The 12,930-nt window shown below is 65.6% G+C and carries 13 protein-coding genes and 3 pseudogenes; 8 read left to right on the forward strand and 8 right to left on the reverse strand.

Annotated elements, in window-relative coordinates:
• Positions 1–33: 33 nt before the first annotated feature.
• From ACFQH2_RS00500 to ACFQH2_RS00515, 4 genes and pseudogenes are all read right to left on the reverse strand, one after another.
• The gene (locus tag ACFQH2_RS00500) at positions 34–567 is read right to left on the reverse strand and encodes a DUF5815 family protein (protein WP_377055799.1); all 534 of its coding nucleotides are present in this window, start codon (positions 565–567) and stop codon (positions 34–36) included.
• 77 nt (positions 568–644) lie between these two features.
• Complete coding sequence (locus ACFQH2_RS00505; RefSeq protein ID WP_377055801.1) at positions 645–1,061, reverse strand: DUF7124 domain-containing protein; 417 nt, start codon at positions 1,059–1,061, stop codon at positions 645–647.
• Positions 1,062–1,113: 52 nt separating this feature from the next.
• Positions 1,114–2,025 (reverse strand): universal stress protein, encoded by a 912-nt coding sequence (locus tag ACFQH2_RS00510; RefSeq protein ID WP_377055803.1) that lies wholly within the window; start codon positions 2,023–2,025, stop codon positions 1,114–1,116.
• Positions 2,026–2,077: 52 nt separating this feature from the next.
• Positions 2,078–3,321, reverse strand: a pseudogene (locus tag ACFQH2_RS00515) (NAD(P)/FAD-dependent oxidoreductase).
• A 138-nt stretch (positions 3,322–3,459) separates the two neighbouring features.
• On the opposite strand from ACFQH2_RS00515, the gene ACFQH2_RS00520 reads away from it, so the two are divergent.
• The gene (locus ACFQH2_RS00520) at positions 3,460–4,080 is read left to right on the forward strand and encodes a DUF6149 family protein (protein ID WP_377055807.1); all 621 of its coding nucleotides are present in this window, start codon (positions 3,460–3,462) and stop codon (positions 4,078–4,080) included.
• Here ACFQH2_RS00520 and ACFQH2_RS00525 read toward each other — a convergent pair.
• Entirely contained in the window at positions 4,059–4,583 is a 525-nt protein-coding gene (locus ACFQH2_RS00525; RefSeq protein ID WP_377076326.1) for a hypothetical protein, read from the reverse strand. The two genes, ACFQH2_RS00520 and ACFQH2_RS00525, sit on opposite strands and share 22 nt — an antisense overlap.
• Before the next feature lie 138 nt (positions 4,584–4,721).
• On the opposite strand from ACFQH2_RS00525, the gene ACFQH2_RS00530 reads away from it, so the two are divergent.
• Positions 4,722–4,973 (forward strand): hypothetical protein, encoded by a 252-nt coding sequence (locus tag ACFQH2_RS00530; protein WP_377076327.1) that lies wholly within the window; start codon positions 4,722–4,724, stop codon positions 4,971–4,973.
• Here the strand turns inward: ACFQH2_RS00530 and ACFQH2_RS00535 are convergent.
• On the reverse strand, positions 4,933–5,388 hold the full coding sequence (locus ACFQH2_RS00535) for an FAD-dependent oxidoreductase (protein ID WP_377076328.1): 456 nt from the start codon (positions 5,386–5,388) through the stop codon (positions 4,933–4,935). The two genes, ACFQH2_RS00530 and ACFQH2_RS00535, sit on opposite strands and share 41 nt — an antisense overlap.
• Before the next feature lie 78 nt (positions 5,389–5,466).
• Here ACFQH2_RS00535 and ACFQH2_RS00540 point away from each other — a divergent pair.
• The 3 genes and pseudogenes from ACFQH2_RS00540 (at position 5,467) to ACFQH2_RS00550 (ending at position 7,036) form a co-directional block, all read left to right on the forward strand.
• Positions 5,467–6,344 (forward strand): annotated as a pseudogene (locus ACFQH2_RS00540) (homoserine kinase).
• Positions 6,341–6,697 (forward strand): hypothetical protein, encoded by a 357-nt coding sequence (locus tag ACFQH2_RS00545; protein ID WP_377055813.1) that lies wholly within the window; start codon positions 6,341–6,343, stop codon positions 6,695–6,697. The pseudogene ACFQH2_RS00540 and the gene ACFQH2_RS00545 overlap by 4 nt, the downstream one beginning before the upstream one ends.
• A gap of 30 nt (positions 6,698–6,727) precedes the next feature.
• On the forward strand, positions 6,728–7,036 hold the full coding sequence (locus ACFQH2_RS00550) for a lycopene cyclase domain-containing protein (protein WP_377055815.1): 309 nt from the start codon (positions 6,728–6,730) through the stop codon (positions 7,034–7,036).
• Here ACFQH2_RS00550 and ACFQH2_RS00555 read toward each other — a convergent pair whose 3' ends face one another.
• Complete coding sequence (locus tag ACFQH2_RS00555) at positions 7,037–7,309, reverse strand: HalOD1 output domain-containing protein (protein ID WP_377055817.1); 273 nt, start codon at positions 7,307–7,309, stop codon at positions 7,037–7,039. It abuts the gene before it with no gap.
• Positions 7,310–7,458: 149 nt separating this feature from the next.
• Positions 7,459–7,614, reverse strand: a complete 156-nt coding sequence (locus tag ACFQH2_RS00560; protein WP_377055819.1) for a hypothetical protein — start codon at positions 7,612–7,614, stop codon at positions 7,459–7,461.
• 165 nt (positions 7,615–7,779) lie between these two features.
• On the opposite strand from ACFQH2_RS00560, the gene ACFQH2_RS00565 reads away from it, so the two are divergent.
• From ACFQH2_RS00565 to ACFQH2_RS00575, 3 genes and pseudogenes are all read left to right on the forward strand, one after another.
• Positions 7,780–10,170, forward strand: a complete 2,391-nt coding sequence (locus tag ACFQH2_RS00565; protein WP_377055821.1) for a penicillin acylase family protein — start codon at positions 7,780–7,782, stop codon at positions 10,168–10,170.
• Positions 10,167–10,547: a hypothetical protein gene (locus ACFQH2_RS00570; protein ID WP_377055823.1), complete on the forward strand. Its 381-nt coding sequence runs from the start codon at positions 10,167–10,169 to the stop codon at positions 10,545–10,547. The genes ACFQH2_RS00565 and ACFQH2_RS00570 overlap by 4 nt, the downstream gene beginning before the upstream one ends.
• A 198-nt stretch (positions 10,548–10,745) precedes the next feature.
• Positions 10,746–12,804: pseudogene (locus ACFQH2_RS00575) on the forward strand (hypothetical protein).
• The last annotated feature ends 126 nt before the right edge of the window (positions 12,805–12,930 follow it).

The following is a 12,930-nucleotide window of genomic DNA, read 5'->3' on the forward strand; positions in this document are numbered from 1 at the left end:
TCAGACGCCTGTCGGTGGTCCGACAGAGCGCACTCAGATCGCCCGGTCGTGCTCCGTCTCGAACTCCCGTTCGTCGCGGTACTGCTCAACGAACTCGCTAACGTCGAACTCCAGCATCTGCTCTTCGAAAGCCGACATCGCCTCTGTACTGTCAGCGTGACTAATCGCGTGTTCCATCAGTTCGACGAGCAACTCGACGACGATCTCGTGGAGTTCGCGGTCGTCGAACTCGGTCACCCACAGCAGTCCGTAGCCGACGTTACCGTCGTCGCTCTTGTCCAACGTCACGACGTCCTCGGGGAACTCCTCCATGAGCACACCCATGACATGTGGCGTCCCGAACTCGTCGAACTCGTCGTCGGTCTCGATCGTCTCGCGCAGGATCTCGACCAGAAACTCGGGGACGAATCGGGATGGAGGGTGGACGTCCATGACGACAGCGTGGGTCTCGCCACAGTCACACTCGAATGATCGCATCCCCAGGTCGAGGCGGCGGGGATCGACCGACTCGCCACACGCAAGGGAGAGTTCTTCGCTGCCACCTCCGGGGACCCGCGGCTCAGGCATACCTACTGGTCGGCGTTTCCGACGAATAAACTCCCCGGGTTCGGAGATGCTCACGAGACCGGGGGACCCGAACCGGGTCAGGGCCAGTCGTCGCGGCTCTGTTCGGTTTCGATCTCACTGTCGTCCTCGTCCTCTGCGAGCGTCCAGCCGGCAGCCTCGGCGGCGTCCTCGACGGGCAGGTACTCCCAGCCGACCTCGTCGGCCAGTCCGGCGTCGTCCTCGTCGGTGCCGACGAAGACGTGCCGCTCGGTGTCGAACTGGTCTTTGACGCTTTCGAGGCTCTCCGAGCGCCCGCGTGGGCCGGAGAAGAAGTCCTGTCGGATGCGATTCTTCCGGGTGAAGTTCGTCACGACGTAGGTCGGCTTCTCCGAGACGACGCCGACGTACTCGCTCCAGCGCCGCGCGTCGTCGAAGACCGTGCCGGGCTCCGCGAGCGCCTGGAGTGCACTCAACTCGAACGCCAAGGTCATATCTTCGCTTCCGCCGCCGTTCATACCCGATACTCCGCATGGCGCGTGCAAAACCGCTTCGATATCGACGACCGGCTCACGGCCACCAGCGAGCGAGCAGGTTGCCGAGTCGCGAGCGGTCAGGACGACGTTTCGTCATCACGAACGGGCGATCGGTCTCGGCACCGACCGTCTGGGGGATGCTCCCGGCGATCCGCCGGGTCAGTGCGCCCTGTCGGGTCGCGCCGAGGACGATCACGTCGTGATCGCTGCCGACCTCCAGAATCGTCTCGGCGATAGCATCGGACTCGATCAGTAGTCGTTCGGTCTCGACGGAGTCGGGTAGCAGTTCGAGACTTCGATCGAGATGGCCGGTTGCGGCGTCGCGGGACCGGTCGTCGGCGTCCGGATCGATCACCGAGAGGACCTCAACCAGGGCGTCGTTCCGGGCCGCAATCGCACCCGTCACCTCGGTCGCCAGTTCGGCGTGCGGGCCGCCGACGGTCGGCAGAAGGATCGAATCGACCGTGCTCGCGGTGAGGCCGACCCGCTCGACCAGCACGTCACAGCGCGCGCGGCGGACGATGGGATCGATCGTCGTCCCGAGAACGATATCCGAGGGCTTGGACTCGCCACGCCAGCCGAGCAGGGCGGCGTCGGCGTCGACCTCGTCGATCGCATCGAGGATCGACCGCGAGACGCTACTGCCGACGAGCAGGCTGTCGGCGACCGGTACGCCGGCCTCCTCGGCGACGGATTTCGCGCGGTCGACGAGCCGTTCCCGGTCGCCCGAGAACTCCTCTTTGATGTAGTCGTCGTCGAATAGCAAAAACGGAGAGGTGTGATGCTTGTGGATCACGCTGACGACGTGGACCCGGCCATCGTTGGCGACCGCGAGGTCGACGGCCGTGCGCATCAACTGCTCGGCGTTGTCCGGTTTGTTGATAGCGACGAGGACGGTGTACTCGTCGGTCGGCGTGAGTTGTTCGCCCGCGATCGTCGATGACATCTATGTTTATATAGGGGCGGCAAACTGAAAAGGATTCGCGTGCGGCCGGGGGTTACTGTTCCTGAGCGGGCGCGTCGAGCATCTCGATGTCGACTTCCTCTTCGAGGAGTCGTTCCTTCTGCCCGGAGACGTCGCGTTCTTCTCGCATTAGCTGTTTGAACGTGGTCTGGGGAGCGAGGTCGCCGATCAGCACGCCGCCGACTACCTTGCCGTCTTTGAACGTGATCCGTCGCCACTCGTGGTCGTTGTACTTCTTCTCGACGTAATCGTCGCCGAGCGTCGGGTGACCGAACGAGAGGAACGGGAACTCGAAGTGGGTGATCGAGTACGAGGAGACCCAGCGGAACGCCTCGGCCGCGTCGTCGGCGGCCATGTTCTTCGCGGCGACCTGGCCCTGTTCTTTGGCCGACCCCCACGAACCGTTCTGGGCGTGTTCGCCGAGGATGGTGTCGTAAAAGCGGGTGAGGTCGCCCGCGGCGTAGACGTCGTCGAGGTTGGTCTGCATATACTCGTCGACCAGGATGCCGTCGTCGGTTTCGAGATCGGTGTCCTGCAGATACTCGATGTTGAAATCCAGGCCGATCGCGATGCCGACGAAGTCGCTCTCGTAGCGCTCGCCGTTGCTGTCTATCGTCGCCTCGACGTGGCCGTCGTCGTCGGTGACGAACTCGTCGACGCCGCTACCGAAGACGGGCGTGACGCCGACACCGCGCATCCCCTCGTGCATGATCTCTGCTCCTCCGGACTGAGTGCATACCGCCACCAGCACTCGCCGCGCATCAGGTAGTGGGCGTCGACGTTCTGGGCCCCGCAGATCGCTGCGAGGTCGATCCCCAGCAGTCCTGCACCGACGACGACGCCGGTGTCGGCCTCGCTGGCGTCTTCGTTGATCGCGCGAGCGTCCTGGAACGTCCAGAAATGGTGGATGCCGTCAGCGTCTGCGTTGTCGACCGGGAGTTTGGAGGGCGTCCCACCGGACGCGACGAGCAGTTTGTCGTACTCGATCGTCTCGCCGCTGTGGGTATGAATCTCGTGGGCGTCGGGGTCGACGTCCGTGACGTGTGTGTTCAGGGACAGGCCGATGTCGCGCTCGGCGTACCAGTTTTCCTCGTGGATCGAAACCGGCGCTTCGGGGAGTTTGCCCTTGGCGAACTCCTTGATGAGGATCCGATTGTACAACGCCTCACCTTCATCGGTGACGACGGTGATATCGGACTCCGGGGCTTCCTCGCGGAGGGTCTCGGCCGCGGAACTCCCAGCAATCCCGTCACCGATGATGACGTACGACTCGGTCATATTGTATTGATTGTATCGCCCGGGTTAAAGTGGATTGCTATCTCGGCCATGTTCACACTCGCACGGGTAACGAGGCCGTCTTCGGGGGCACTGGCCGCTTCGGGAAGGTTCAAGGAGTTCACGACCATACTGAGGGTCATGAAACTTCGGCAGAACATTCGGCACTTCGCGGCCAAGCAGGCGCTGACCGCGCCGATCATCGGCGACCTCGCAAACGACAAACTCGTCGATCTTCATACCGGCATCTTCGCCGACAAGGCCGACGAACAGCACCGAGACGAGCGCCGTGACCATCTCGATGGCTTCTTCGACTGCACGATGGACACCTACGTCGCGGCGCTCGAGGCCGGGTTCACCGAGGCGAAAGCGCGCGAGATCACCCACATCCAGGCGAACTTCGACTTCTACAACCACGGCTGGACCGAGATGATGGAGTTCCCCGCCGACGAACTCGAAGCGCACTACGAGCGCTACGGGAAGTTCTTCGAGGCCCACGGGATCAGCATCGACGACCCCCTCGGCGAGTTCCGAACGCTGGAGGTCCCCGAAGCCCCTTCGACGCCGGAAAAGCTCGACGACCCCGAGCATCCCCACGCCGCGGCCGGGTTCGCGGACGACGTCTACGTCGAGGGGCCGGACGGCGAACTACGGGTCGGCGGCCAGGAGGAACCGGACGATGTCGATCCCGCGGAAGCGCCGGGACTGACCGAAGACGAGATCGAGGCGGCCGACAGCGATCACGCCGAGTCCGACGACTGAACGGCGCTTTCGAGTCGCTCGCTCGCGGCGCGTGCCGCCTTTCTCCCAGCGCGAACCACCCCGTCGAGCGACTGGTGCGGATACCGCTCCGGACTCGCGCTCCCCGCGTAGAAACAGCCCTCGGCGACAACTGACGGACGTTCGTACGAAACGACGTGATCGGCGTAGCCGACGGTCGGCAGTGGCTCCACACGGTTGTCGACGGCCGACCACCGCACGGATTCCGGATCGAAGTCGGGGAACAGCGACTCGATCCCACGCCGGAACGCCGCCACGGTGTCCTCGCGCACTGGACGTTCGGACGGTGCGATGGCGTACAGGAACTGCTCGATTTCGGCCGCCCCTCCGGAAGCCGGCACCGCGGCAAGCCGGCCGAACGGCGCGTCGTCGACGACAGTGAGTCGATCGATCGCAGCAGGGACTCGTCGAGCGCGAAACAGACCGTCGTCTGCGGGACTCGCTCGCCCGGCCAGTCGAAGCGGGTGAGTCGGTCCAGCGCCCACGGCGACGTCGCGAGCACGACGGCGTCGACCTCCTGCTCGGTTCGGGTGCCATCCTCGACTGCGGCGATGTGATCGACCGCGCCCGCACGGGTGCCGAGCGGGAGGACCCGAGTGTCGGTCCATAGATTCTCTTGGCCGATGGACTCGACGAGCGCGTCGACGAGCGGAACGGCGGAGAGGGCAGTGCCGTCGCCCAGCGACCGGCGTCGGGAGAGTTCGGCGAGTAGCCACGCCGCGCTGATCCGGTCGGCCGCGTCGCCGAAGCGTGCCCGGAGCAGTGGTTCGATTGCGTGGTCGTACAGCGAGTCGGTGGCGTGGTCGGTGACGAACGAGCGCGCGGTGACGTCCGTCAGCGTCGTCGGATCGGCGACGGCGTCCTCGGTACCGTGAACGGTCCCCGACCGCCACCGGAGAGCGACCGGAGATGCGATCTATCGCGCAGACTCAGCGACGGGAAGGCGAGCAGTTCCCGAAGCCGGTCGGTCGGGTGGGCGATACCGTCGACGTAGTAGCCGGTGCGAACGCGTCCGTGCGGGAGGGCGGCTTCGACTCCGAGCGAGCGCGCCAGCGAGCGGGCGGCGTCGTCGTCCGGCGCAATCGTGTGGGGACGACAGGGGGCGGTAGCGCGAGGGTCGATTCGCGAGAGCGCGCCGCCGACGCGGGGGCTGGACTCGAAGACGCGCACCGAGTGACCGCTGGACTGGAGTTCGTATGCTGCCGTGAGTCCCGCCAATCCGCCGCCGACGACCCCGATCATAGCATCGCGTACGGAGGGCATCGGGTTGTGTTTTGTGATCAAACCCATCTCGACACGCCCGCCGCCATCCATCGAGGGGCCCGCTTTCCGCTGGCTTTTTAGCCGCGGTCCGGTTACCCCTCGGATATGCTTACAGTGCGGGCTCCCGCGACGAGCGCGAACCTCGGGAGCGGCTTCGACGTCTTCGGGGCCGCACTCGAACGGCCCGCCGACATCGTCCGCGTCGAGCGCGCCGAGGAGACGACAATCGAGATGACCGGCGCGGGAAGCGAGTTCATTCCCGAAGATCCGGAGAAAAACACCGCCGGAGCCGTCGCCAAGGCGCTCGACGCGCCGGCACGGATCAAGATCGACAAGGGCGTCCGCCCGGCCTCGGGACTCGGCTCTTCGGCCGCGAGTGCTGCTGGCGCGGCGCTCGCACTCAACGAACTGTACGACCGGGGACTCTCCCGGTCGGAACTCGTCCCCATCGCCGCGGAGGGCGAGGCGCTCGTCTCCGGCGAAGCCCATCAGGACAACGTCGCACCGGCACTGCTGGGCGGCTTTACCATCGTCGCCGAGGACGGCGTCACGCAGGTCGATAGCTCGATCCCGCTGGTCGTCTGCCTGCCCGACATCGTCGTCTCGACGCGGGACGCCCGCCGGGTGGTCCCGGAATCGACCTCCGTCGAGAACATGGTCGACACCGTCGGCCGCGCGGCGACGCTCACGGTCGGGATGCACCGCGAGAACCCAACGATGGTCGGCCGGGGGATGGAAGATAACGTGGTAACCCCGCTCGCGCGAAACTGATCGACGGCTACGACGACGTCCGGGAGGCCGCACTCGACGCCGGCGCGACTGGCGTGACCGTCAGCGGTGCCGGTCCGGGCGTTATCGCCGCCTGTCACGAGGCCGACCGGCGCGCCATCGCCGCGTCGATGCTCGACGCGTTCGACGACGTCGGCGTCGATAGCCGCGCCTACCAGACTCGAATCGGCGACGGCGCGACCGTCTACTGGTGACGACGGCCCGCCGGGACGGCGCGCTTGCACTGCTGTCCCTGCTCGGCTACTGTGGCGTGCTCGTCGCCACCGAGGCGTCGCTCGCGCCAGCCTGGTTTCTCCTCGGCGCGCTCGGCGCAGTCGTGCTCGAAGCGCTGACACTCCGCTACCGTCAGCCGGTACGCTCGCTCTGGGAGCGGCAGGTGGTGCAACTGGCCGCCATCATCGGTGTGCTCGGTGTTGCGCTCCTCGCGGCCCTCGCCGCGGCGACGGCTCTACCGAACCTCGTCGCCGGCGGCCTCGTCGCCTACCTGCTCATGCTCGGACTCGTCAGTGTGGGCGTTGTCTCGCCGGGGAGAGTGGACAGGAAGTAGTTTGATGAGCAGGGGGTGCCAAAAACGCCTGTGCGACCCGACATTAGCGTCTTTGGCCGGTACACGTATCTCGCGACCGAGATCTTCTGGGGCGCGATCGCGTTCCTGTTGCTCAGGCGGGCGGGCGCGCTCCGTCGCGCCGCCAGAACCGTCGTTGCTCTGTATCCGATCGCCTACGTCTGGGACTGGTACACCCTCGAAATCGGCATCTTCGACATCGAGCTACGGACCGGGAGGGATCTCCTCGGCGTCCCCGTCGAGGAGCACATCTTCATGGTGGTCGTGCCGTCGCTCGTCGTTGCGTTCCACGAAACCCTCCACGATGTCGTTTCCGACTAATTATTGTCGCTCGACGAGGACAGTGTCGTCCGCACGGACTTCGACGGCGTAGTCGTCGACAGTAAAGCTAACCTCGACCCCTTCAGTTGGAGCCGTGTAGAGCGAATCGAGGGCATCGAGATCGATGGCGTCGTACAGCGTCACGTCGAGGGCCATCGGTCGAGTGCTCTCTAGTTCCGCGATTGCCTCGATGACGGTCGTGCTCATCGGGACGTCTTCCGCGGTGGTTACGACAACTCGAGTCTGTGCAGAATCCGCTACTTTCGCTTCCATACTGAGGATCTCAGGATTGGCACATAAAAGTATTTGTCAGACAATCGTATGACGGACCCCCAATCGAGGCCTGGCAGGCCCGAACAGAACAACAGCCAGTGGATGGAGCCAACTCGGGCCGAGAGAGCAGTCACGACCACCCGCCGAAGTCACTCGATCGGTATCACAGTTCCCTCGTCGTCGACCAGTGCAGGCTCGGATCGACGCTGTGCACGTTTGTGAAGCAGATATACACCGGCCGAGCAGGCGGCGACGCCCGAAGCGAACCCGGAGATCCATGCTGTTGTTTCGTCGTCGAGACTCATCGTACCCAGTGGTGGATACGCATACTATATTAATGTATTCGCCACTTGTACGACACGCTGACCAGTTTGTTGCGTAACAGTATGGCCCACTCACGCCGAGGCCAACGCCAGCGTGGGTGTCAATCACCGAAATTATCATTATAGATCGGTGTCTGGACTGGTACAGTGACAGACAACACGACACGCCGTCGCGTCCTCGCCGGAATCGTCGCCGCGGGGACCGGCGGGCTTGCCCTCTCATCGGCCCGCGAGTTGCTCGATTCGTTCGCACCGCTGTCGGGCGACACGTGGGACGCGGCCGGCCGGTCCCTCACGGAGACGGTCGAAAGCCCGTACGGTGACGGGAGCCTGCACGTCGACGAGTTCGGCGTCCCGCACGTCGACGCCGACGACGAGCAGGCAGCCTACTTCGCCGTAGGCTACGTCCAGGCGTTCGATCGGCTGTTCCAGATGGACCTCCAGCGGCGGGTGATGCGGGGCCAGCTATCGGAGGTGATCGGCGAGGCGACGCTCGAAGACGACGAGTTCCACGTCGCGATGGACTTCGCCGGCGCGGCGGAAGCGACCTGGGACCTCGTTCGCGATACCCGCGCCGGCCCGCTCGTCGAGGCGTACGCCGACGGGGTGAACGCCGCGATGGACGGCGAGGCGCTCCCACTGGAGTTCGAGTTGCTGGGCTACGAGCCACGGCCGTGGACGCCAGTCGACTCCATGCTGATGGAAAAACAGATCTCGTGGGATCTCACGGGACAGTTCGGCGAACTGCGGCGGGCGCTCCTGATCGACCGCCTCGGCGAAGACCGGGTCGCAGAACTGTTTCCCCGACAGTACGATCACGACTACCCGATTCTCGACAGCGACGCCACTGCGAGCAGTCACGAGTGGAACGGCGACGCCGCCCGGACGGACAACCGGACACCGATCGATTCCGAACTGACCCGGTACCTCTCGGCGTTCGAGTCGCCGACCGGCGTCGGTTCGAACAGTTGGGTCGTCTCCGGCGAGCACACCGCGAACGGCGATCCGATCGTTGCCTACGATCCACATCTCTCGCTGATGACGCCGGCGCTGTGGTACGAACAGCACGTCGAGACGCCGGAGCGCTCCGTTCGCGGGGCGACCTTCCCCGGCGTCCCGTTCGTCATCGCCGGGGCGAACGACCGGGGCGTCTGGTCGTTCACCAACGTCGGTGCGGACGTGCTCGACAGCTACCGCTACGAGACCGACGAGGACGGCGAGCGCTACCGCTATCGCGGCGAGTGGCGCGAGTTCGCAACCGAGGAACACGAGATCCAGGTCAGCGGCGGCGAGAACCGGAGCCTGACCGTCGAGAAGACGGTACACGGCCCGATGATCGAGCGGGAGGGCCAACGGGTCGGCATCGCGTGGACGGGCCACAGCGCGACGCGGACGACGGTCGCTATCGAGGAGTTCGGCCGGAGCGAGGGGCTCGACGACCTCCGCGAGTCGACCCGGAAGTTCGACCTGCCGACGCAGAACCTCGTCTACGCCGACGCCGACGGCCGGACGATGTACTACGCGACCGGGAAACTCCCGATCCGCGAGATAGACGGCGAGGCTGTGCCCGGCGATCAGATCTTCGATGGCTCCGCCGGCGAGGGTGAGTGGCAGGGCTTCGAGCCGTTCGGTCGCTCCTCGTGGGACGGGTTCGTTCCGTTCGAGGAGAAACCACACGCCATCGATCCGGACGTCCTCTCGACGGCCAACCAGCGTGTCGTCGACGACCCGGAACACTACGTCGGCGTGAGCTACGCGACGCCGTATCGGGGGATGCGGATCGCGGACCGGCTTGACGAGGCAATCGCTGGCGGCACCACGGATCCCGACTTCCATCGGGCGTTACAGAACGACGTCCGGGACGGCCGGGCCGAGGATCTGGTCCCGGAACTTGTAGCGGCAGTCGAGGGAAGCGACGACACTACGGACCGACTCGCGACGGCGGCCAGCACCCTCGACGAGTGGGAGTACCGGATGGAGCCCGATTCCCGGGCGGCGCTCGTCTTTGCGCGCTGGATCGCGGCGTTCCGTCGCCGGGTCGTCGAGCCCACGTTTGGCGACGCGGAGTTAGACGAGTCGTACTACCCGAACGACTGGGTGCTCGCGGGGCTTCCCGCCGAGAGCACGCTGTTCGACGAGCGCTCGCGCGAGGAGACGATGGTCGCCGCGCTCGCCGACGCCCTCGACGAGATGGCGGCTGAGGGCTGGGAGCGCTACGGCGACTGGAACTCCACGCGTTCGATCACCCATCCGCTCGGCGTCGAAGCAGGCTTTCTCAACTACGGAGCGCGACCGGCCGACGGCTCCCGGGTGACAGTGAAGAACTTCCGCGTCGACTCCGCGGTCGGGTCCAGTTGGCGGATGGTGGTCCAGCCTGGCGGCGACGCGACAGCGATCCTCCCGGGCGGGAACTCGGGCGACTACTTCTCGGACCACTACGACGACCAGTTCGACCGCTGGCTCGACAATGACCAGAAGCCGATGGACCTGACGGTCGATGGCGACCAGCGGGTTACCTTCCGGGGTGAGTCCTCGTGAGCGAGCACGACACCGCAGGAACTACCGAGGAGGCCGATAACGCCGAACAGCCTGCAGGCGTGCTCAGGCGGGTCCGATCCGAGCCGCGAGTGCACGCCGCGGCGCTGGCGCTGGCGGCCATCGCCGGACTCGTCCTCGCGTGGCTCCACTGGATCGGGCTGATCGCTGCCGGTGCGCTGGTCGCGTTCGTCGCGCCGTCCGTTCGCCGCGGCCTCGCCTACGGATTCGGCATCGGCCTGCTCGTGCTGGTCGTCTTCGCGCTCTCGCTCGGCGACGCCGCTGCCCGGACGCCAGCGATGCGACCGATCGTCTACGTGACTGCCGGTAGCGCGCTCGTCCTGCCGGTACTCGGCTCGCTGGTGCGAGCTATCGAGTGAAGACACGGAAGAGGTTGCTGTCGAGTCACACCATCGGGGAGCCGGGCATCGGTTCAGTGCTCCCCGGCCGCTATCGGCCGGAAAGGCTTTGCCGGTGGGCCACCGGAACCAATATATCATTATGAGGAAGCTATGTGTCCGCCCAGGAGACCGACGTCTATCGCGACCCCGGCAGAGTCGGACGATAGGAGCTGACAGATGACTGAGAACAGCTCTCGACTACTGTCCCGGCGCACAGTTCTTGGCGGTATCGCTGGCGGTGCCAGTGCCTCTCTTGCGGGCTGTTCACTACTCGACGGGGAGACCGATGCTGGAACCAACGAGGTTGACGACGAGCGGGCACGAGCGCTTGCCGAGCGGTTCGCACCGACGCTGTACTTCGATCAGGACGAGCAGTGGTTCCCGACGGATCCGCGGACCTACGAGAGCGAGCAGGACGGCAACACCGTCGTCGATGGGTTCGACGCGCTGGACGGCTACGTCGAGCGCGGCGGCGACGACCCGCCGGAGACGAGAGCGTTCTATCACGCCGTCGAGTACGAGGAGTCGCCGCTCGAAGTCATCCAGTTCTGGTTTTACTCCGTGTTCGACCAGTTCACCGCGAACTTCCACTGGCACGACTGGGAGCTACTCCAGGTGTTCGTCGACAGCGAGACTGACGAGCCACAGCTGTACGTCGCCAGTGCACACTCCCGCTCCGCCCCGAACAACGAGTTCCTCGACCCGGACCCGGAACGGCGACCGAGAGTGCTCGTCGAACTCGGATCGCATTCGAGCGGGCTCTCGGTCAACGACGAAGCGGACCGCTTCCAGCGGTTCCCGCTGGACGGCGGGTTCGCTGACATCACGAACAGCGCTATCGACGGCATCGAAGACATCGTCTCCATCCCGGTGGCGTACGGGCTTCCGCGGGACGAGGGGCTGTCGCTACCGTACGCCGTCCCGGAACTCGACGGTGCCCCGCTTTACGAACACGACCGGCTCCCCGCCGTCGACGCCTCGGATCTCGTCGACGAGGCGGTGACGATCCGCTCGTTCGAGGACCTGCGGTCCCCGCCCACGGACCTTCCGAGCCGAGAGACGGGCCTGGAGTTCGATTTCGCGGGCCGCGACCAGAGCGACGCGGACGTGACATACGATCTGGCACCGACGACGGAACTGGAACACATCGAGGATTTCACCGGCCCGCAGTTGAGCTTCGAGTTCGCGATTCCCGAGTTCGCCGAGGACCTCGTCGCCGGGCACATCACGACCACGGGCGTCCCGTGGAAGGGCCCACGATACGAGGAGCCGGCGACCGACATCACCGAGGCAACGCACAGACAGGCGCTCGCGGAGCGGTACGACGCCATCGCGAAGCCAGCACCGATCAATCGGGTAATCGCGGGCGTCACGAACGCGGTCTCCTCGGACGACGCGCCGGAAGACGAGGGACTGACGACCGTTAGCTCCCCCTAGAGATGTTCGCCCTGTTACAGAGCGATCCCGAAGCGGTGCCGACCTTTCAGGGGATCGCCGTCCTGCAGGACGTGCCGGAGGAGAGCACACCTTTACGATCAACGGCGCAGGGGTCGAACCGCACAGCGAGACGGTCACGGTCTCCGGAGACGACGAGCCGACAGTCGCCGGCGTGGACGGCGAAATCCCGGTCGTCGCCCGCGAGAACGCGACGAAGATCGAGGTCGACCCGAGCAACGCCGACAGCGACCTCAGCGACCTGGCGGTCGAGGACGACTTCGCCGGACGGATGTACGACGCCCCGCTCTCGGAACCCGATGCCGTCTACGTCCATCGAGGGGGAGCCTACACGACCGAAGTGATCGACACCGACGGCGAGATCGGCGCGTTCCGCGTCAATCCTGACGAGGAAGAGCGAGTCCGGATCGACGAGCCCCGGACTGGAAAGGCCTCGCTCGCGACCTATCTGGCCGATATCGCCGAGGAGACGCAGGCCCAGGTCGCGGCCGTCGACGGCGACGATGACGACGACGGGCAGAGCAACGCAGTTAGAGGCCTCGCACAGGCACTCGAAGCCGTCTCCGAAGCGGGGCGGCGGGCTGCCGAGAACGCAGCGTCGGGCTCCAAGAGGAACGCGGACCGAGAGCTAGAGACGGTCGCATCCCGGCTAGAGCGCGTCGAGACGCGTCTACAGGAGGCCCGAGGAGCGCTTCCCGAAGGGCTGGCGAACGCGAGCGACAAGCGCCTGGAGCAGGCACAGCGGAGGACTGAGCAGGCCCAGAACGCCGATAAGCTCTGAGTTCGGCGTGACGTCGCGCCGGGACAATACAGCTAAACTATAGATCGGGGGAGCGTGCTCTCCGCCGTCGTCGACGAACGTCCGGACTCGGCCCTGCCGGATTCGGCGTGAGAATAAAATACTGGG

The sequence above is a fragment of the Natronoarchaeum sp. GCM10025703 genome, assembly GCF_042661985.1.
Lineage (GTDB): Archaea > Halobacteriota > Halobacteria > Halobacteriales > Natronoarchaeaceae > Natranaeroarchaeum.

Bases quoted from the DNA above. Each gene is read 5' to 3' on its own strand.
- ACFQH2_RS00500 (WP_377055799.1), bottom strand. From the start codon at position 567: ATGCCTGAGCCGCGGGTCCCCGGAGGTGGCAGCGAAGAACTCTCCCTT.
- ACFQH2_RS00505 (WP_377055801.1), bottom strand. From the start codon at position 1,061: ATGAACGGCGGCGGAAGCGAAGATATGACCTTGGCGTTCGAGTTGAGT.
- ACFQH2_RS00510 (WP_377055803.1), bottom strand. From the start codon at position 2,025: ATGTCATCGACGATCGCGGGCGAACAACTCACGCCGACCGACGAGTAC.
- ACFQH2_RS00520 (WP_377055807.1), top strand. From the start codon at position 3,460: ATGAAACTTCGGCAGAACATTCGGCACTTCGCGGCCAAGCAGGCGCTG.
- ACFQH2_RS00530 (WP_377076327.1), top strand. From the start codon at position 4,722: ATGGACTCGACGAGCGCGTCGACGAGCGGAACGGCGGAGAGGGCAGTG.
- ACFQH2_RS00535 (WP_377076328.1), bottom strand. From the start codon at position 5,388: ATGGGTTTGATCACAAAACACAACCCGATGCCCTCCGTACGCGATGCT.
- ACFQH2_RS00555 (WP_377055817.1), bottom strand. From the start codon at position 7,309: ATGGAAGCGAAAGTAGCGGATTCTGCACAGACTCGAGTTGTCGTAACC.
- ACFQH2_RS00560 (WP_377055819.1), bottom strand. From the start codon at position 7,614: ATGAGTCTCGACGACGAAACAACAGCATGGATCTCCGGGTTCGCTTCG.